The sequence below is a fragment of the Lutimonas saemankumensis genome, assembly GCF_020171465.1.
GTDB lineage: Bacteria > Bacteroidota > Bacteroidia > Flavobacteriales > Flavobacteriaceae > Lutimonas > Lutimonas saemankumensis.
In genome coordinates this window covers 740,548-761,569 of sequence record NZ_JAIUZR010000003.1, presented here as the reverse complement: position 1 = coordinate 761,569, position 21,022 = coordinate 740,548, and the positions used below count along the sequence as shown (strand labels likewise).

Annotated in this window: 17 protein-coding genes; 3 read left to right on the top strand and 14 right to left on the bottom strand. The window is 36.8% G+C overall.

What is annotated here, in order from left to right; translation table 11 throughout:
• Positions 1–49 precede the first annotated feature (49 nt).
• Together LCM02_RS04820 and LCM02_RS04815 are read left to right on the top strand one after the other, a co-directional pair.
• Positions 50–583 carry a DUF1566 domain-containing protein gene (locus tag LCM02_RS04820; protein WP_224927194.1) on the top strand — a complete coding sequence of 178 codons (534 nt, stop codon included), beginning with the start codon at positions 50–52 and terminating at the stop codon, positions 581–583.
• A 385-nt stretch (positions 584–968) separates the two neighbouring features.
• A complete protein-coding gene (locus LCM02_RS04815) occupies positions 969–1,925 on the top strand; it encodes a proline iminopeptidase-family hydrolase (RefSeq protein ID WP_224927193.1) in 957 nt (318 codons plus the stop codon).
• A gap of 333 nt (positions 1,926–2,258) precedes the next feature.
• Here LCM02_RS04815 and LCM02_RS04810 read toward each other — a convergent pair whose 3' ends face one another.
• The 12 genes from LCM02_RS04810 to LCM02_RS04755 form a co-directional block, all read right to left on the bottom strand.
• Positions 2,259–5,123 carry a phospholipase D-like domain-containing protein gene (locus LCM02_RS04810; protein ID WP_224927192.1) on the bottom strand — a complete coding sequence of 955 codons (2,865 nt, stop codon included), beginning with the start codon at positions 5,121–5,123 and terminating at the stop codon, positions 2,259–2,261.
• A complete protein-coding gene (locus tag LCM02_RS04805) occupies positions 5,116–6,735 on the bottom strand; it encodes a hypothetical protein (protein ID WP_224927191.1) in 1,620 nt (539 codons plus the stop codon). The genes LCM02_RS04810 and LCM02_RS04805 overlap by 8 nt, the downstream gene beginning before the upstream one ends.
• A 14-nt stretch (positions 6,736–6,749) precedes the next feature.
• Complete coding sequence (locus tag LCM02_RS04800) at positions 6,750–7,592, bottom strand: GIY-YIG nuclease family protein (protein ID WP_224927190.1); 843 nt, start codon at positions 7,590–7,592, stop codon at positions 6,750–6,752.
• Between the two features lie 293 nt (positions 7,593–7,885).
• Complete coding sequence (locus LCM02_RS04795) at positions 7,886–9,598, bottom strand: hypothetical protein (protein WP_224927189.1); 1,713 nt, start codon at positions 9,596–9,598, stop codon at positions 7,886–7,888.
• Positions 9,595–10,929, bottom strand: a complete 1,335-nt coding sequence (locus tag LCM02_RS04790) for a restriction endonuclease subunit S (protein WP_317197448.1) — start codon at positions 10,927–10,929, stop codon at positions 9,595–9,597. Before LCM02_RS04790 ends, LCM02_RS04795 begins: the two co-directional genes overlap by 4 nt.
• Positions 10,930–10,934: 5 nt before the next feature.
• Complete coding sequence (locus tag LCM02_RS04785) at positions 10,935–12,371, bottom strand: class I SAM-dependent DNA methyltransferase (protein ID WP_224927187.1); 1,437 nt, start codon at positions 12,369–12,371, stop codon at positions 10,935–10,937.
• Complete coding sequence (gene hsdR, locus LCM02_RS04780; RefSeq protein WP_224927186.1) at positions 12,371–14,764, bottom strand: EcoAI/FtnUII family type I restriction enzme subunit R; 2,394 nt, start codon at positions 14,762–14,764, stop codon at positions 12,371–12,373. Before hsdR ends, LCM02_RS04785 begins: the two co-directional genes overlap by 1 nt.
• Positions 14,765–14,893: 129 nt before the next feature.
• Positions 14,894–15,304: a DUF6438 domain-containing protein gene (locus LCM02_RS04775; protein ID WP_224927185.1), complete on the bottom strand. Its 411-nt coding sequence runs from the start codon at positions 15,302–15,304 to the stop codon at positions 14,894–14,896.
• A gap of 8 nt (positions 15,305–15,312) precedes the next feature.
• Positions 15,313–16,002, bottom strand: coding sequence for a YDG/SRA domain-containing protein (locus LCM02_RS04770; RefSeq protein WP_224927184.1), 690 nt, complete (start codon positions 16,000–16,002; stop codon positions 15,313–15,315).
• A gap of 27 nt (positions 16,003–16,029) precedes the next feature.
• The gene (locus tag LCM02_RS04765) at positions 16,030–16,407 is read right to left on the bottom strand and encodes a PH domain-containing protein (RefSeq protein WP_224927183.1); all 378 of its coding nucleotides are present in this window, start codon (positions 16,405–16,407) and stop codon (positions 16,030–16,032) included.
• A gap of 127 nt (positions 16,408–16,534) precedes the next feature.
• Positions 16,535–17,032, bottom strand: a complete 498-nt coding sequence (locus tag LCM02_RS04760) for a hypothetical protein (RefSeq protein ID WP_224927182.1) — start codon at positions 17,030–17,032, stop codon at positions 16,535–16,537.
• Positions 17,033–17,083: 51 nt separating this feature from the next.
• Positions 17,084–18,208, bottom strand: coding sequence for a hypothetical protein (locus LCM02_RS04755; RefSeq protein ID WP_224927181.1), 1,125 nt, complete (start codon positions 18,206–18,208; stop codon positions 17,084–17,086).
• A 381-nt stretch (positions 18,209–18,589) separates the two neighbouring features.
• Here LCM02_RS04755 and LCM02_RS04750 point away from each other — a divergent pair, with 381 nt between their 5' ends.
• Positions 18,590–19,606 (top strand): NAD-dependent epimerase/dehydratase family protein, encoded by a 1,017-nt coding sequence (locus LCM02_RS04750; RefSeq protein WP_224927180.1) that lies wholly within the window; start codon positions 18,590–18,592, stop codon positions 19,604–19,606.
• A 7-nt stretch (positions 19,607–19,613) separates the two neighbouring features.
• On the opposite strand, the gene LCM02_RS04745 is transcribed toward LCM02_RS04750, so the two are convergent.
• On the bottom strand, positions 19,614–20,435 hold the full coding sequence (locus tag LCM02_RS04745) for a hypothetical protein (protein WP_224927179.1): 822 nt from the start codon (positions 20,433–20,435) through the stop codon (positions 19,614–19,616).
• 12 nt (positions 20,436–20,447) lie between these two features.
• The gene (locus LCM02_RS04740) at positions 20,448–20,984 is read right to left on the bottom strand and encodes a PadR family transcriptional regulator (RefSeq protein ID WP_224927178.1); all 537 of its coding nucleotides are present in this window, start codon (positions 20,982–20,984) and stop codon (positions 20,448–20,450) included.
• Between the last annotated feature and the right edge of the window lie 38 nt (positions 20,985–21,022).

Below are 21,022 nucleotides of genomic sequence, written 5' to 3'. Positions count from 1 at the left end.
ATCATACGTATCATTTAAAAGTGAAGTATTTTTTTTCCTTATTTCAATCTTGTTTTTACTTTCGTGTTCGGACGATGGGCCAATCACTGAAATACCAATTGGAAATGAAATAATTAAGAATGAGATAATCGAGATAGGTAGCAACTATCAGGGAGGAATCATTTTCTTCATCGACGAGACAGGTCAACACGGTCTGATCGCTGCTAAAGAGGATCAAAGTATAACGGATCCTTGGTGGAATAATGAATTTCTAACTACTGGAGCTGTGAGTCTAAGTGATGGTAAAGGCAACACTAATCTCATTATCCAGGCTCAGGGAAATACAGGCCTCTACGCTGCAAAATTATGTAGTGATTATGAGAGTGCAGGCTATAAAGACTGGTTTTTACCCTCAAAGGACCAGCTAAATATTCTTTATCAAAACAAACATTTAATGGAAGGTTTCGCAGAGGAGCTTTACTGGTCTTCAACAGAGTATGAGATAGGAAGTGCCTGGGTTCAGGATTTCACAACTGGAGAACAACACCTGGACAACACCAGCGATGCAGCTAATGTTCATACAAGAGCTATAAGAGAGTTTTAGGCGTATCATAGCATCGAACCTTTTAGCCTGCTGAGATATTTTTGCTTGCAATCCGGGTATTTTCAAAGCATACAGATAAAAGTTCAAAACGGCTTTCATTTCTCTGTTGCTTGACTTCCTTGTTTGCTCCTTCGCAGTCTAAGCCGCTTTGCTCGAAGACTGCTCCTCCGCCCTACTCAAACAAGTCAGAAGCAAAGACGAGAACTGAAAAAGGTTTCTTCTTTTTATCTGCATGTATTGAATTGAGCAATTACTTCTAAAGCTTCTAAATATCATGAAGCAAATGGAATACAATCGTCTTGCTGAGCCGAAAATTCAATTCTTCGTATCTTTGAGATAGACCAAATTTTTTAATCAAAGTATCAACTAGTAAAACCAAAATGTGATGAAAAATTCGAGATATTTTATCTATACTGCTCTTACACTAATTTTATTTTTTATACTGGGATGCCAGCCCCAGCCAAACAACAAATTAACTCAGGGAGAAGGATTTATCGATGTTACTGGCGGAAAAGTATGGTATAAAGTTGTTGGAGAGGGAGACAATACACCTCTTTTACTCTTGCACGGAGGGCCGGGTTTTACAAGTTACTATCTCAATCCGATGGCTGACCTGGGTAAGGACCGTCCTGTTATATTTTTTGATCAGTTAGGTTGCGGAAGGTCCGATCGGGACATTGATACCACGTTGATGACTGTTGAGGCCTATGTGGAGCAAGTTGAGCAACTCAGGAAAACGCTGGGCTTAAAGGAGTTTTATCTTTATGGCCATTCATGGGGTACCATGCTTGGTATAGACTATTATCTTAGCTACCCGGATCATGTAAAAGCCATGATCTTTGCGAGTCCTGCCTTAAGTGTTTCCAAATGGTCCAAAGACGCTGATGCATTAATTTCAACGCTTCCTGACTCGATCCAAACCGATATAAAAACCAGTGTTGAAAATAACACCTTCGATACCCCATCCTATGAACATGCCATTACTGTTTTTTACCAACGTTATGTAGCGCGAAAATTACCCTGGGATGCCAATATGGACAGTACGTTTGCAGGGGCCAATTTGAATGTCTATAATTATATGTGGGGGCCGAGTGAATTTACCGCCACAGGAACATTAATGAATTACGAGCGTGCTGACAAACTCCCTGAAATCAAGGTCCCAACCCTGTATGTTTGCGGAGAGTATGACGAGGCTCGTCCTGAAACAGTCCAATATTTTCAAAGTCTGACTCCGGGTTCTAAAATGGCTGTTATTGAGGATGCGGCTCATGTTACGATGCATGATAATCCTGTTCAGAACAATATGGTTATTGGGGATTTTTTAAAGGAATTGGAGGAATAGGGTTGATTTCATAGTTATCAGAGTTTTCAAAGCATCCAGTTAAAAGTTCAAAACTACTTTCATTTCTCTGTTGCTTGGCTTCCTTGTTTGCTCCTTCACAGTCTAAGCCGCTTTGCTCGAAGACTGCTCCTACGCCCCTACTCAAACAAGTCAGAAGCAAAGACGAGAACTGAAAAAGGTTTCTTCTTTTTATCTGTATTTATTGATTATTAAATCAATGCTTGAGTTGAATGTTTTCTTTTTCCACTAAATACTGAACTACTTCTTCCCAGTTCTTAAAATTCCCATCTTTACCAAAATGGATATGTTCTTCTTCAAATTGGTCTACTCCTTTTAGGCAAATCTCAAAATCTTAGCTCCAGGATAGGTTATCTTTAAGGTGTTTTTTTTGATCAATTCATCCCAAGGCAATCCCGCCTTTTCTAACCGAAGAAGTCCCTTTTCTTTGTGATGAATTTTTGCAAAACCTATTTTACTGCTGAATACATAATCTCCGATAGACAAGTCTGAAACCAATCCTAAAATGGCTTGTCTGTCATGATCGAAATTTCTTTTCCAAATCATATAATTTGGTAAAAGTGACTTGATAAAGTGACTTAGGTTAGAATCAAAAAAAGTATCTTTCTTCTTATATGTTTCATAGGTAGATATCAAATTGTCTTCTATGCTTTTAATACTTTCTCTTGTAATGTAAACAGGTAAGACAAAATGTAATAAATCTAACAAAAGTATATTTCGTAAATCCAATTCAGAATCTTTCCAATGAAGATTTAAACATAAAAATGTTGCTCTTTCAAAAATAGAATTTCGAAGTGATTTTGTTTTATCATTTAATGATTCGTATTCATATTTTTTAAAACCACTTGTAGAATTAGCGTTTATTAGATAACTACCTAACATTTCAATTAAATATGATTTGACATTAGAACCTCCTTCACCTTTATAATTACCATGTAAAATATACCTTACGGGAAGCGATTTTACTTGGTATTCATCTTGATGAACCCAAAGTTTCAAATCTAATTTGTCAAATTGATTTTGAACTTTCTCGAACATTTTTAACTCAACACCATAATATACTAGGTTTATTCTGTTAGGGTCGTTGTTATCAATTCGTTCAAGACTGTAAAGTTTTTCAATCTGTCTGATTTTTAATTCATATTTATGATCATAATTTACAGCAAATATTTTTCTATATTTTGAAAATCCTTTTTCGTAAAAAATATGAATCAAATTTAATGCTATTGACATGTAAGACAGATCTTTGTATACCATTGGTCTATTTGGCACATTGAATAAGGATTTAGAATTTATGAATTCTTGTAAATTATATAAATAGAATTTTCTAGCCTTATTAAGATATCCTATTATTGCCTTTCTAACCAATTCCCCAGAGTCTTTAACTACAGAAATTTCAGTAATCAAATCATCCTTTGTTCCGTCTTCATCTTCAGATAAATTAGTTAATTTCTCCTCAACACTCTCCTCAAAATCATTCTTAGCAACTAGTAGACCTTTTGAAGTTAGACTTAATAAATCTGCAATTTGAACACTTGGATCATTTAAAACTTCCATTTCCTTGGATTGAACTGAACTCAGACTATCGAACTCTTCTGGTGACAGTTCTTTATAACTCTTTCCAGACCTATTCCCAGTCTTTCGCGTTGGATATACACCCCTGGAATTTGCATTTTTAGTATCCAATTCATCTTCTACCCAAGCATAGTCTAAATGCTCAAATAAACCCAAATAGTCTGCATTCTCAGGATCAGAAATCAAGGTTTCCAGAACTTGGCTTAGACTCGCATATTTAGGATCCGGATTTGTTTTAGACAAATAGGAAACATCATCGATAAAGAAAAAATTTGATATACGTTCACTTTGCTTAAATAAGGCTAATTTGAAACAACCCTCAAAAATTTCCAGATCAAATGTTTGCTCTTTCTCTGACTCTAATAATTTCTTCGTTTCAATAATCGAATTGTCAGAACTAAAGATAAAAAGTTCACTTTCTACTTCCGGTTTAGTTTTGAAATATACATTGAGCTTATTTCCATTTATTTCAGCATGTTCAATTCTCGTAATTACATGAATTGCAACAATCTCATCAGATGGTCGAGAAGACGGTTTAATAAATGAGCGTAAATCAATAGCTGCTGCAGCTTTAATACTTATCCCAAGATCTGCAAGGAATCCATTGGTGCCTTTCCTTTTTAAAACAATACTTGCTTCACCATTTTTGGCCTTCTCAATATTTGAACCTAATCCATGGATAGTAGAATTTGCGCTTCCTAAAACAAAATACTCCCAACCATTTTCATATTCAAACTGAAATATTTTCGCATGGAGACGATTAAACTTAGCATCAAATTCTTTGATACAATTCTTCCAATCATAAAACGGAATTACTTGACACAAATGATCATTTAATTTTGTAGGTAATAAGCCAAAATCTGAATCAGTAATGCAAATCATTTTATCAATATCAAAATCGTTCTGGAAGTTCTCCAACACCTTTCCATTTATATCAAAGTAGGGTGATATAATTGTTAATTTTTCTATCCTTTCCTTTGGAAGAATACCTTCCAACTGCTGATATATTGAACTTTTAGGATAGTTGCCCAAAAACCTTAATGACAAATCTTTGTTGATCTCTATAAAATTATCAGAATCAAACTCCTCAATTTCTTTAAGCCAGGGCGAATATTGATTTATCCAACTTAACTTCTGTGTATTAAATCCTTTAACTCTATTAATATATTGCTGTAAATATTTCCATACTTCAGCAAAAAGAGGTGTATTTGGGCTGTCAATTGAGTTTAAATGAAACGCTCCCCATACTTCATCATTGGTACTTAAGCCGGAAGATGTAAGATTTCCTGAACCGATAACTAACAAACCATGTTTAGGTCCTGTAAGCAGCATGATTTTAGGATGAAAGACACCAATTTCATAAACTGGGATGAGACTATAAGATTTATGATGTTTAAACTCATTTCCTGTAGTTTCTTCTAGGTGTTTTTCCAGAAATTTTCCATCGACAAATACGTTGACATTTTTTATATTGGCGTGTCTTAGAACGGACATAACCCTTCCTTCGAAATAATTAAAATCAAAAGAAAAACTTGTTATAATACAGGATGAATATTTACTTTTATTTCTACCTATTAAGTCAAGGATATTCTGTCTTTCAATCATCCTTATAGACATTTAAAAGTTCATTACCCTTATCAGTTAGTCTAAAATCTTTATCAAGAAGATTTAAATCTTGTAGAAATTCTAATAAACTAACAATCCTCGGACTTGTAAAGCCTGGATCGAAGTTGCCAATTATTCTTAAATAGCCGTCTTCAATAATAAACTTCTGAGTAGACTGCGATCCACCACCCATTTTACGATAGGCAACATATTGATGTCTATGGATAATTTTATTTAAAAGGAAATCAGATATAAATGTAACTAGATTAAGATTCAGTGAACTTTTGAATCCGAGGTAATAATTAAGTACCTCCTGATTATCCTGGTTATTACTGATTTCGTTATTGTTAGAATAAGATCTTAGAAAAGGTAAATATGATTCGTTCACCTTGAATAATCTTAAAACGAGCAGGAGACCATATGACATTCTTTCTTCCGATTTGCTTCTCACGAGTTTTACGTACAACTCTTTTTCAGTATATATTTCCACATCCGAAACTAAATCGCTAATACCCTTGTCAGTATCAAGAAGGTTCTCATTATTAATATATTTGATAATATCATTTGTACACCCCTGAACAAATTCATTGATGGGCATCCAACCAGGTCCTTTTTCTCTTTCAAGCCAATTTAAACAACCATTAAATAGACCTGTTAAAGCAACCTGCCAATACTCACTAAATTGATATAAATACCAACCCGTCAAGGTCTCGTCAATAATTCCATTTACTTTACCTTTTACATCATAGGCAAACATGGTGAAATCATGCTGCTCAAACTTCTCAAAACTATAGTTGGATAAAAATTTTAGAATATGAATTAAGGTTTCTTTTCGTGAGAAGCTAGGTTCTTCTTTAAGTAAGGTAGGTTCATTTACGTCTAAGAGTAATTCGATCAGTAAATCACACTCCTTACTTTTCTTCTTAATCGCCTTTAAGTTGAAATCTAATGCCAATTCTTCAAGTTCCTCTATACTCACTTTTCCTTTAGCGATACAATCCAAAAACTTGATCTTTCCATCATCAGAAATATTCTCATCAAATGCCTTTGCTAAATCTTTACCGCAAATATTAATATCTTCTTGTGATGAGGTTGTTCTGTATATCCCCAATGGTTTGCCCTCAGCATTTATTGGTTCATCAATCAATCCAATTTGCCTAAGTGATCCGACATAATACTGGCCAAAGATCCCTAAATAATATTGCCAATAAGTATTCGGAGTAGATCCATCAGTATTGAAAGTTCCCTTTTCTAAATCAAATTCTTGAAGATTCTCTTCAAACCTTTTTTGAGCATATTGTCTACCATTAATTCCTAATATTTCCGAATGATACGATAATAATGCAATCATATATTCCGCTCTTCTAATAAACCTTTGTTGCTCATAAGGATTTGTTGACGTAATTATTTTGGCATATTCATCTAGTAACCAACAATAAAAACTATAGTTTCTAATATGAGAGGTTACATTGTTCAATCCAGCCATCAAATAAGTATAAACCTTATTTGATGTATTCTGAAGTCCTAAGGGATCTAAACCCGTAATAAAAGACATTCGATCTCCTAAAAAAGGAACTCTGGCTTCATTTTTATCAATAACGTAAGTGGCCATTTTTTCAATTAAGATTACTTTCTCTTCAACTCATCCAAAGTCATACCTTCTTTATTCTTCCATTCTTTCCAACCATTAGCCCTTCTGGCAAGAATGGTTCCTGCAGCTGCACTTGGTGAATTAAAAATATGATCCTTTTGAAACACCAGTACTCCATTGTCTTCAATTAATACATCATCATCTATTAATCGCTGACGCATGTTTCTTATCCAGTTTCCAGCGGTAGGAGTTTCCACTAAATTGCACTTCCCTCCTTTAAGAACCACAATACCATCGTCAATTAATTCGCCACTAGCAATCGCTTTTTTCCCCTTACAGGTAAACACTTCACGATTTCTTTTAGATTTTCTTTTATCCTCAAAAATGGGATATCCTAATGTTGCTAAAAGCATCTTGGCAGTTTCAAAATTGTCAAGTAAATCATATTCTCGACTTTCTGATAATGAGGGCTTTTTCGAACCAGTATCGTTATCAATTTTGTAACGATCTATCTCCTTGGCCCTTTCTAAACAAAAATATTCAAGATATTTTCCATCTGTTTTAGTGTATTCATCTGTTTTGGTGGTTACGATTACACAATGCGTCCAAAAATCTTTTTTTCTATTATGGGATCGAATTCGATTAAAACAATTTTCTCCCTCACCGATGTAAACTACAGATTTTGAACTGTCTTCATTGGTCCCAAATAAAAAATACACTCCAGTATGGTGCACAATTTCTCGTTTTGAGGCTTCTTGCATCTTATTTCTGGGAAAGAGTATTGCCTTCACAAGTCTGTTGGTTATCTCAGCCTCCCGAATACTCGTGGGTGACCCATCCGGGAGAAATATTTGTATGGTTTGTGGTCGTTTATTCATATTTGAATTGATCATTTATATATAAACGTATCTATTTTTTTTAAGTCAATAAAACAGGTTCTATACTTACTTCTTTCTTTTTCAAAATGGAACTAAAGAAAGTTTGACCTGTTGTGGTTTGGTACTTTATTTTTCTTTTCGTTTTAGTCTTCATTTTCAATGTCGTCCTGTGCGGTGGGGTATTTTTTAAAATTTCTCTTTTCTAGGGCAGGGACTTGGAAGCTCTTTTGCAGGTTTTGGTCAAGCGTTGGCCTGGTGTGACCTGTAAATGTGCTTACAAGTGTGCGATGGCTTTACCAAAATATGTACTTCCCACTTTTCTTTTCAGCCAATAATTTCTCGTTTTCAAAGCCCATTCCCTTGTTGTATTGTTCATCAAAAATTGCTGGCAAATCCGGTGTGGTAACTATCGTGTCAGCTTTTTCGATTTTGCTTTCCGAAATAGCACCCGTCAAGAATCCTCCAGATACCTCAAGTTCATCTGAACAGATGAGTTTGCCGTGCAATTCTTCTCTTAGTAAAAGATAGTCGATGAAATCCTGAGGTCTCTTTTTCTTCGAAATCATTGTCAGTAAAAAGGTTTCCAAATCGTCAAGTTTTACGACCCATGGATAGACATCATCCTCACCAACTTCTAATAAAGTTGATAGATCATTCTGGATTTGACCAAAGGAATTGATGTTCACAATTATCGAAAAGTCATTCTCTTCGTATTTGGTCGTGTCAATTTCCTCAATCAGGTTGCCATCTTTGTCTTCAATGCGAAGTGGTACTTGGTCAACGAATTTTTGTTCAACTCGCTTGGTTTGTACATAACCATAACCGATGCTGGCTTTAAAGTCGTCCTTTATCCTAACGAAGGCTTTGTTTGGATCACGTAATGGTTCGCGAAGATTGTATCCTTTCGCTTCAATGATAAAAGCATAATCTTTCCAAAGAAATAGAATATCCTGCTCACAACCATCAACATAGTATCCTTCGAATACTTTAAAATTTTTTTTGAAAAACTTCTTAAAAATCTCTACAATTCGCTTTTCAAGCAGCTTTCCTTTTCTATCAATCAGTTTATCCTTTGCTTTTGCGTTTTTAGAGCATACTCTTTCTAGCAAATCGTCAATAGCATGAATGACCTGCTTAACTTCAAAAACCTGAAATAGGTCATTTCCAATATCAATAATTGGGAATTCATATAGCGGATTGCTGGGTCTCGTAGAAGTATAATAAAGAAAATCGCTTTGGTTTCTGGAACAGGTGAGAATAGGAAGTATAGCATTGACCTTTTCAAGTGGCAATTCAGCGGTTACCAAATCTTCTGGTTTGAACCGATTAATGATTCCATGGTCAGCCATGAAAGTATAAAGAGGTCTTCTTTCTTCACCGAGTTTTTTAATTACCTCTGGAGCTTCATCAATAACACCCATTTGGATTTTGGTGTAGGTCAACCATTCATCTTGAAATAGGTCTTTTCTTGTACTGAAACCTTGAAACTTCCGCTGTACTAGATCATCTAAGTTGTTGTAGAACTGAATGAAATCACTCGTTTTTACACCTGTTTCTGCTTCAATCGTTACGTCAAGTTGAGAGTAAAGATCATTTACCCAATTGATGGTCTGTTCTTCATAGTTCAAAGGACCTTGGTTGAAATAGGAAAGGAAGGATGGAATGGCAACTTGTCTTATTTTTTTCCATTCCTCATCAATTTCTTCATCTGGTTTGGGGAAGAAGAGTTTGTCGTATTCCCGTTCAATTTCATTTAGTAGTTCTACAATTTGATTCCATTTGTCAGGAGTGTATCGCATATCTATTCCATTAGTATCATCAGATGATACCAGCAAACCAGCGAGAAAATACATTTGTCGCATAGGAGAAGAAAGCTTGCCAAGTTGGTCTTGTGCTCTTCCTGAAGCGATATTCTTCATAAGGCCAGAGAGATCACCAAGAAACCATTGAGTATCGTATGTAGATACCAAGTCTTTTAACTCTTGTGATTTTGCTTCAAGACTCATTCTACAACCTCCTTTTCTTTCGGCTCCAACGCCTCTCGCAACACCTGCTGCAAAAGCAACTCATTTTGTTGCTGACTGTCTTCGATGCTTTTCTCCAATTCATCACAATACTGCATCAACCCATCTAGTTTGGTTAAGATGCGTTTTTGTTCTTTCAAAGGTGGAAGAGGAATATTAAGGTTTTGTTTTAAATAATTTATTGACCCTAAATTCTTCATGGCACTCCCTTTTGCATCATTATTGACTCTGTCTTTAAGTAATGATTGGAATACTTTAGTAAAGTAAACGCTTGTAATTATTTTTTCATTGACTACTACTTTAAGTAAAGCCTGATTTATAATTCCTTTCGGAGCATCACTTGGCAGGACGTATGTTTCTCCTATGGTTCCAGCACAACTTATTATTATGTCACCTGGTTTTGCAATAAATGATTTTAAATTTGGAAATTCTTCAAGTTCAATATGATAATCGCCTAATTCAAAATTCTTATAAATAGCATTCTTTTGTTCATATACTTTTGTTGTATAAGCTGATTGTTTGACAAACATATTTTTCTTTATAGAGCTACCAAATGGACCTCTTCTAAGGCTTGTGTTCGTTAATTCTAATATATCTTCAAATCTGCACCACACCCAATTAGCCGGTATTTCAAAAGGAATTTCCTCTTCGGGGATTTGCGGAAGTGTTTTTTGCTTCTTGATTTTCTTTTCCTTCATCAAGCGTTTTTTCTCTAACTTGATTTTTTCTAGAATTAAAGAGGCCTGTTCATCATTTGGGTCTTGTGGAACTAACTTACCCTGCATGGCCTCCCGTAAAAAGGCTTTGCGAAGTTGCTTTACTAAATTGAGTTGGTGGGTAATCTCTTCACCTAAATCATTGCTTTTTTCTTCAAGTATTGAGTATTGTTGAACAAAAACTATTTGAGCTTCAATTGGTGGAACAGGAATTTTAATTTTCGCAATTTCCTTTATTGGTAAGGTTACATTCGCCATGCCTTTCATCCTACTTACTAATTCTTTTTCTCTGTTCAAGTCCAAAAAGCGGTATAGATAATCGGCTCTTAAAACGTTTTCATCAATTGGGATAACAGCACAGAGAATATTGCCAACTGCGAACTTGCCTGATTGAAAATGAATGCGTTTTAAACTTTTGTGACCATGACCTGTAGAGGAAACCAAAGGAATTATGACAGCATTGCCTTCAAAATGATATTCGTTGTGCGAAAGTCTTTCTTCGGCCGTAACTACTAATGGAAATTCACCCGGAGTAGCTTTCTTAATACCTATCTTACCTTTTTGGATGGTGCAGAGTTCACCTAATGTTTTTTTCACCCAACTCATTGAACTGCTTCTCTAATATGATTAAGTAATTCATGGCTTCTTTCAAAGGAATCATCCAGCATGGTCATTAACTCTGAACTCGAATGTTCTATAGCCTCTTCTTTTTTGTTAGGGTTATTGATATCTAAATCATATTTCCTATCGGTTATAGTTTGAATATCAACCTTCCAAGCTAAGTCGTTTTCCACTCTATTATTCCACCAATCTTTTATTGGTTCAAATTCTGATAATTGTAGCGGTTTGGTTTTACTGTAACTTTTTTGGCCTTCTGGTAAACGGTGTTCATAATACCAAACTTCTTTAGTGGGCTCACCTTTGGTAAAGAATAGGAGATTGGTTGCCACCGTTGCATAAGGTTTGAAAACAGAATTTGGTAAACGAATAATGGTGTGCAGGTTACAATCTTCTAGCAACTTTTTTCTCACTCTTTCTTTTACACCATCTCCAGTTAATGAACCGTCAGGTAAAACAATACCAGCACGTCCGCCATTTTTCAGTAAATGCACCATAAGTACCAAAAAGAGGTCAGCACTTTCTTTGGTGCGGTAATTCTGCGGAAAGTTGTTTTCGTTGTTGTTAGCTACTATGCCCCCAAAAGGTGGATTCGCCAAAATCAGGTTTACTCGGTTCTTTTCGGTGTAGTTGCTCAGCGGTTGGTCTAAACTGTCACGGAACTGGATGTTGGGCACTTCCATATCGTGCAAAATCAGGTTGGTGGTTGCCAGCAAATACGGAAGCGGTTTGTATTCCCAGCCCGCAATGTTTTTGGCAATGGTTTCGCGTTCTTCAACGTTGTTGGCCTGCTTTTTCAAATGCTCAATGACAGCCGTGAGGTAACCACCTGTTCCGCAGCTGGGGTCGAGTATCTTTTCACCCAATTGGGGGTTCATGATTTCGCAGATAAACTCCGTAATGGCTCTTGGGGTGTAGAACTCGCCACTTTTACCTGCACTCTGCAGTTCCTTCAAAATGGTTTCGTAGAGTTCGCCAAAAGCATGACGGTCTTTGGCAATGTTGAAATCAATCTCATTGAGCTTGTTCAACACCTTACGGATGTTGATGCCGCTTTTCATGTAGTTGTTGTTGCCCTCAAATACTTCCCGAACCAGCAAGGCACGTTTGTTTGCCAGGTCATCACTCATACCCACTTTCAGGTTTTTAAGGGTAGGAAAGAGTTTTTGGTCAACGAACTGTTGCAACTCGTCACCTGTGATGCCTTCATCATCACCTGCCCATTCGTCCCAATGAAATTCGGCTGGAATAGGACTTTCGTAATCGTCTTTGATGATTTCCAGTTCTTTGTCTTTATCGGAAAAGATTTTCAAAAATAGCATCCACCCCAACTGCTCAATGCGTTGAGCATCACCGTTTAGTCCGGTGTCTTGCCACATGATTTTGCGGATGCTGTCTAATATGCCTTTTAGGTTTGCCATTAAGCTCCTGTTTTATAAAGTTCTTGTTCTAATTCTTTTACTGCTTCCAAATACTTGGCTTTGCTTCCAAACTGCTTGATGATTTCTAATGGTGAGCCGTAATCTGTTAATGGTTTCACTTTAAGAATGTCCATGCTTTCTATGTTGGTTACGCCTTCATCAGCGTACTTGTCCAAAAGTGTTTCTAGTACTTTTCGGGCTTGGTCTCCGTATTTGGTGAAGTAGTCTCGTTTCTTCACATTGTTTGCCCGTTCTTTTCGGGTAAGAGGTGGCTGCTCAAATGCCACATGGCAAATCAGGTCGAACAAATCCACTTCACGGTTTACTGCATCTCTCAACGCTTCCACCAAAACTCCCTGATCTTCCAATTCTTTGATGATGACTTCCTTTTTGTCTGTGCAATTCCAACGGGTTAAGAAATCATCCAAAGAAGCGTATTGCCCTTTGATTAGTTCTTTGGTATGATCTTTTAAGCTGGTGGTTATGGGTTTGCCATGATTGTCGAAATACATTTCACGGCTTATCAAAACCGAAACATCTACACCGTTTACATAAACCTTTTCTCTTGGTTCATGAACTTTATCTGTGGGAGTTTGCGGTTCAGGGTATCTGATTTTAGGTTCAATTTCAATTTCCTCACCAGATTCTTCGTCAATAATTGAGGTGTCTATGTTTTCTTCTTCATCAACAATGCCGCTCAAATCCGTGTCTTCTGATACTGGTTTTACCCGAATCGGATCGCCATCAAAGTCTTTGTCTGCAAACAGGTCGGTTACATTCCTAAAGTCGAGAATGGTGAAATACATTTTCCCAAACTCTTCATTGATTCGGGTTCCTCTCCCCACAATCTGCTTGAACTTGGTCATGGACTTAATTTCAGCATCCAAGACAATCACTTTGCAGGTCTGAGCATCAACGCCTGTAGTCATCAATTCAGAGGTGGTGGCTATTACGGGATAGGATTCTTCTGGATTGATGAAGTTGTCCAACTCTCGTTTACCTTCATCATTATCGCCCGTGATCTGCATAATGTACTTGTGGTTTTTCGCCACCAAGTCGGCATTCATGTTTGATAAAGCAGAACCTATACGTTCAGCATGATCAATATCGGTGCAGAATACAATGGTTTTGGCAAAGCAGTCATAGCCTTTCAAAAACTCTGTTAGTTTTCGGGCGACAGTTTGCGTTCGCTCTTCAATAACCAGGTTTCGATCAAAGTCTTTTCGGTTGTAGATGCGGTCTTCAACTTCATTCCCTTCTTTGTCGGTTTTCCCTTGTTCAGGTCGCCATCCTTCGGCATCCACATTCAGGTTTACCCGTACTACTCGATAAGGAGCCAAGAAACCATCGTCAATTCCCTGCTTTAATGAATAGGTGTAAATCGGATCTCCGAAATATTCAATGTTCGATACTTCTTTGGTTTCCTTTGGCGTTGCGGTCAAGCCGATATGCGTTGCTTTGTTGAAGTAGCGGAGTATCTCTCGCCATGCACTGTCTTCCTTTGCACTTCCTCTGTGGCACTCGTCAATGACAATGAGGTCGAAAAATTCAGGTGAAAACTGTTTGTAGGCATTTGCTTCTTCATCTGCACCTGACAAACCCTGATACAAGGCCAAATACACTTCATAGCTTTTGTCAATCATACGGTGTTTAACCACCGTCATTTTGTCTTTGAAGTGTTTGAAGTCGCCTCTTCGGGTTTGGTCAATCAAGGCATTTCGGTCAGCTAAAAACAGGATTCGTTTCTTTGCTCCGCTCTTCCATAGTCTGTGAATGATCTGAAAAGCAGTGTATGTTTTTCCCGTTCCGGTTGCCATCACCAGCAGGATTCTGTCTTGTCCTTTCGCAATGGCTTCAACAGTTCGGTTAACAGCAATTTGTTGGTAGTATCTTGGTGAGCGGCCACTGCCGTCAAAGTAGTAATCCTGGGCAACTACCTTTTCAGTTTCAGGTGTTTTAATGCCTTTGTATTTCTTGTACTTCTGCCAAAGTTCTTCAGGAGTGGGGAAGTTGTCATTGTCAAATTCAGTTTCAATATTCCCGTCCGTTGCGGTTCTGTCATGAAAAACAAATCCGTCTCCATTACTGCTGAAAACACAAGGAATGTCTAAAATCTGAGCATAGCCCAATGCCTGTTGCATGCCTGCTCTTACTGAATGCTTCTTGTCTTTAGCTTCTACAATTGCAATGGGAATGTTAGGCTTGTAATAAAGAATATAGTCGGCTCTTTTTCTTGTTCCTCTGGCGGTCAGTTTACCACGAACATATATTTTTCCATCTGTAAAAGAAACTTCTTCCAACAGTTGTGTATTCCTATCCCATCCTGCTTTTTCGATTGCAGGTGTAATGAACTTCGTGCAAATATCTCTTTCCGATAATGTTTTCTTATTCATTTACTTTCCTTAATAATAAAATTAAAAAGTCTCTAAATATAAAGACTTTGTTCTAAAAGCTAACTTATTTTTCTTTTATTAATCGTAATTTATGTCATTTGATATGTTGAATGAAAAGCACTCTTTTATTTAGAAGAAATCACTTTCCTCAAGATATTGATCAACTCCTGTTATTCGATCTATCCAATTCTCAATGGTTGTTAATCTTTTAGGCCAGGCATTATCTCCTAGGTAGTGCTCAACTTTTCTTTTAGTACCATCCTCCAATTCAATTTCACTAGTACAAAAAGCCATATCAGTGGCTCCCTCAGTTGGCTCTTTTTCCTTTAAATTAAAATATCCATATTTATGAATGATCTCGTCTAACTTATTTAAAGCCTCTTTGTGAATCTTCCATTTTCTCATTTTCTTTTCGTATCCAAAATGAAATTCTTGGGTTAAATGAACATTGCCCTTTGAGGTTATAAATAGTTTATATATCCCTCCATTTCCAAAATAACCGCTGGTTCTTTCGAGATATATTTTCTTGAATTGAGTCATACTTGATTTTATTTAGCCAAATACCTTTTTATCTCTAACACCTTAAACCCATTTCCAAAATCAATTTCATCTCCAACATTCCTGTCCACTAGTTTTTTAGCAAAAGCTCCTTCTCTACTTAGTCTTTGAGCATTTTTTGGTCCATCAACTCCAATACTAAACCATTTTGGTTTTAAGCCTTTGGGTTCGAGTAAGACTAAGGTCCCTACTTTTATTTTAGTGGCTTCATCTTTTTCTAAAGCATCCTCTTTTCTTAATTTGAAAACACAAACAGAAAAACCGCTTTTACCAATTTTATCCCAACTATCAATAACTCTATACAAGCCACTATATTTATATCCACTTAGAGGAGCGAATTGAGAGTTTTTATGTGGTCCTCTGATAACCCTAACCGGCAATTGCCTCATTTGACTCACTACAAGTCCTTTATTACCATGTGAAGACCAAGATTGATCTGCAATCTGTTTCTTAGTTACCGGATCATTCCCTCCGTGACCTGTATAGATAATTTCATCGCCTAGATCTAGATCATCTTCATATCCTCCAGAAACTACTATGGCGGCAACTCCTTCCGATCCATTTCCATCTATGCCATGTTGAATAGATCTATGCAGCCCTGCATCAACTAATGCTCTTCTGCTAACAAATTTTTGACCTTCATGTATTCCTGGAATTTCTCCGAATCTTATGTTGCTCATGATACAATGAATTGAAAAGCTTTTGCTTTAAAGTGTTTTCTCAGCCAACAGTTGCTGTACAGCATAAACATCAATACTCTTATTAAACTTTTTAGAAACGGTTGGTGTATCTTCACTTGAAATCCAGATTTTCAATTCAGCGTCCAGATCAAAGGTGCCGGCTGTTTCCAAAGAGAATCTTGAGATATGCTTATACGGCAAGGATTTATATTCCGCCTTACTCCCTGTAACGCCTTGAACATCAATAAGGATCAATCTTTTGTTGGTAAACATAAAAACATCCCGAAATAGTTTAAAGCCTAGTTCTACTTCTTCATTTTCAATTAGTAATCGACTGTATTTTTCTGTTAGTTTTTCTGAATCTACCTCACTGGCATTCCCAAGTATATTATTAAATAGTCCCATGGATTTGTTTTAATTGATTTCAAAGTTCTTGTGCATTATTAGGATTGAATTTCTACTCACTAATTTTTCTAAATAGCACTTACCTTTGCCTTAAATTTTATCTTTCGTTTTATTACTTCGGTTTTTCCTATTCACTTATTATGTATTGAGGATTATATGATAAATTCAACCTTACTTTAAAAGTATTTCCGGAATTATTATCAATAAAATTTACCTGAAATTTCCAATCGATATCGACAGGTTCTTGATACATCTTATCAACAGCTCTCTCGATTTCCCCATATGTTTGAGCAACTTCTAGTTCTGCTCTTCCAGTATTACCCGCTGTATTTCCCATTTTAGTGGCGATACTCTTAGGGACTGGTACCTGTCCAACCTCTGTAATAGTTATATCAGTAAATCCAAATTTCTCCAATTTTTTAGGCAACCTGCTCTTCATGGCATCTATAACGTTACTTGATAATCCATCTTTAGACACCTCTTGCAAATACTCTCCTGGAAACTTTTCCTCAACCTTTAATGTTTTTTTTCCGACTGGAGCTTCTTGAGCTGTTATACTATTGCTTGCAACAGCTAGGAAACATATCAATAACAATACTGATTTAAAATAATTACATTTTACCATTGTACAAATTTTGATTTTTTATGTTATTCAATTAATATATTTTGTCATAATTTACTCTCTAACTTTCTTCTTAAGTTCTTCTATTTTTTCCATTTCTAGATCGATTATTTTCCTCTTCAATTTTGACATATCCAGAAAATCAGATCCTTTAATATCCGATCGTCGCCCATAGGATAATGTGTTTCGGTCAAGCGAAATGGTGAAAATATCAAATGAGTTATTTAAACTCTCTTCTCCAACAAATAATTTATTGAAGTCCATAAAAACGGAACTGGTATTTCCTCTAATGACGCTAAATTTCGTATCAAAGTCAGTCTTCCAATGAATTCGTAGTTCATAAAATGTATATAGATCATCGAAACTATTTTGAACTTTATTTATTTTCCATGAAAATTTTTGGTTGGAATCTTCCAAAGAGATCTTAATATCCTTTTGATTGAAATTAACTGGAAGGACTGCTAATAATTTTTCAACGGTTGAATTACCTGGAATCACCATATCTGATTTGTAATGATGCCGTTCCAAGGTCATCAGCTTAAATCTGTTTGCCATATCCAAGGAATCTAATTGATTTAACAATTTCTGTGTCGACAAATGATCTAACAAGATATTGCCATTTTCTACTAAGAGTCTTTTATTCAGTTTAACCTGTGAGGAAGAGGGGTTAGATATAATGACCTTGAATAAGTTCAGGTATTTACCATTAACATAATATGGATTTGCCGCCGTTAATGTATTACTTTCATAATAGTTCTTAGCGTACTCTTCATCAAAGTAATAAATAATACTCTTTTCTAACTCGTCATATTCTGACTGATCTATATGATCATTATCAAACAACCACGATATTCCCTCTATATAGAATTCTAGATCAGTTTTTTTCCTTTTACCCCTTCTTTTTTTTAAAAAATAGGATTCCCTTGATTTATCATAATGTGAGTATTCAAATTTTCCGTTTAGAAAATTTTCATTCATAAAAATATCATTCATTTCATTGGCTGATATGGGTATTACTTGTATATCTAGACCGTTATATGATAATTTGTCATTTATTACCTCAAAATTCATTTTGATGTTAAAACCCTTTTCTCTTACTTCAACTTTTTTAATTTTCCTTTGACTATAAGAGCTAATGCTCAGACATAGCAGAATTAAAAGAATTGCATTTTTTTTCATAGTAATTTGTTTTTTCCTATTGTTTCTGATTTATATGATGAAGTTCTGTTTTCCTCCAAAGATTCCGCTGTTGCGCAACCATTTGACCGGCACACAGGAAACAAAGCAGAAAAATAAAGCTAATGTAGTTTTTTACCATAGAATGCACTTTATCATAGCTATAGAACAGATTCTTATGTTCAATTTTTGAAGGTATGAATGTACTATAGATTAAACAATTATCAAATACCCTGTCCAAGGTATTTGCATTTTATTTTTCATTAAAAGTAAGTCTTGCAAAAACATAATTCTTACGGTTTTCCGCAGTTCTATTCCATTCTGCAGCATGAACCTAGGATTTCCGTATTTTTACACAACTAAAAACTAAAACACATCAAAAACATGAAAGAAGTACTGATCACCGGGGTTTCGGGTTATGTGGGCCAGCATTGTGCCGTGGAACTATTAAACCAGGGCTATGCCGTTAGGGGTTCTGTAAGAAGTTTATCCAAAACCGATAAGATCACCGATGACATTGCCAAGGTCATTGATCCGAAGGGAAAGCTGGGCTATTGTGAACTAAACCTGTTAGAAGATGAGGGATGGGAAGAGGCCATGCAGGGTTGTGATTATGTCTTACATGTGGCGTCTCCTTTTGTGACTAGCCAGCCTAAGGATGAGAATGACCTGATAAGGCCGGCGGTGGAAGGAACCCAGCGCGCCTTAAAAGCAGCCAAAAACGCGGGGATCAAACGTATGGTGCTCACTTCTTCCATGGTGGCCATGATCGGTGGTTCCAAGGGTGTGGTTGATATCAACCCGAATAGCTGGACCGATGTGAATGCCAAAGGGGTATCTGCTTATTTAAAAAGCAAGACCCTGGCCGAGAAAAGTGCCTGGGACTTTATCAAAAACCAAACCAGGGAAAATCTATTGGAACTCGTTACCGTACATCCGGGGCCGGTATATGGCCCTACCCTTTCAGGAAACCTGACCGGGGAATCCATGAATACCTATAAGGAACTGATCACCGGGGGTATGCCCCGATTACCGCAGGCAGCCATCAATATGTCCGACGTAAGGGACGTGGCCAAGATCCATGTGGCAGCGCTTGAAAATAAAGCAGCTAACGGGCAGCGTTTTATTGTCAGTACCGAAAAAGCCTATTCTTTTCAACAGATGGCCCAGATCCTGAAATCGAACGGATATGATAAGGTAAGTACCAAGGTGGCCCCTAATTTCTTATTAAGGTTCCTGGCCAATTTTAATGCAGATCTCAAAGGCATGCTGCCTTATATCGGCAATACCTTTAACGGGGATATAAGCGCTACCATGGATACTTTTGACTGGAAACCCCTTCCGATCGAAAAAACCGTATTGGACACGGCCAAATCCGTGCAAGAGGCTTTACAGGGATAGGGACCGGTTAGAATTCTTTTGAATTTTTATTCAGCCATTCCTGGCCCAACAAATAGGCTAAGGCCATTCCGTAGAGAAAATTGGAGATTCCTACTTCTATACCATGAACCATTCTGATATTGGCGGGCATAAACTCGCTGGGCGGGATCAGTGGGGCAATACCTCCGATGACCGAAAATACGAGTCCAATGAGGAGGCCCTTTTGGATTCGTTTCAGTTTCAAGGTTCGAAGCATTAAAATCGCAATTAAGACGAATAGAAGTCCTCTGGGAAACTGGGTCAGGATCATCACCTCCACAGGTGGCAGTTTCTCTGCATAATAGGACATCAAATCGGGATAGTTGGCCTGTAAGATCATACCGGCAGCCAGATAAAATACCAAATAGATAAACATACCCAGGGCAATTCTCCAGATCCAGCTGAAAACGGATCGCTTTTTAAACTGTAAAGTTTCCGGGCTTCCCTCCCATGTATTGAGGAGCAGCACAAACAAGGGCGCAAAAACAGTAACCGTAAAAAGGCCCTGAAACATTTCTTTGGTGGTTTCTGCCCGGTCAGTTACATTAAAAATATAGGCTTCGATCAGGAGATTAAAGTGGCCGATAACATAATAAATGAAAAATACAGAAAGTACCAGTTTTAAGCCGCTTAAATTTGAATTCGACACGTAAATGCCTAAAAGGACAACGATAAGAATATTCGAAACGACACCCCATATACTCATGGTATCCAGGCTGGTATCTGAAAAGAAAAGAGCGTTGGAAACAAAATATAAGGCAGTTATAATCAAAGAGGCCAGTAACAGTTTTATATAATAATTGAGTTTCATGATCTTATTTTTTTAGGTTACTACTTGGATTGTGTTTTTACACCATTTTAAGGTTGTTTTATTGGTCTCTATACCATGCTGAAATGCGAGCCTGGCGTGCAAAGGCATTTGATCGGATTCTTTGCTGTAATACCCCTGAAGCTCCTGAACATAGTTTTTTAACAAGTCCTGTAAAGCATGAAGAAACTGTATTTTTTGCTGCTTACTGACCAGGTTTTCCATAAATGCAAAGCGCAACAAAAGCTCATCTAATTTCTTTTCAACTTCCTTTTTTTCAATGGGTCGTGTCAGCCATTTTTTAAGTTCCTGAAGTCCTTTACTCGTAATTTGAAACGCTGTTTTTCCGGTATCTTTTTGGGCCGCCTTTTCCACCAGTTCGAATTTCTCCAATCGTTTGATCGCAGGATAAATGGTTCCGGGGCTGTTGCTGTAATTACCCATGGCGGTTTCCTCGAATACTTTTCTTATACCATATCCGGATAAGGGCTGGTCCTGAATCAAGCCAAGAATGGCAAAATCCAGTAATGTAGGTTTAATCTCTTTTTTCATAATAGTACGATTCGTACTACAAATATAATACGATTCGT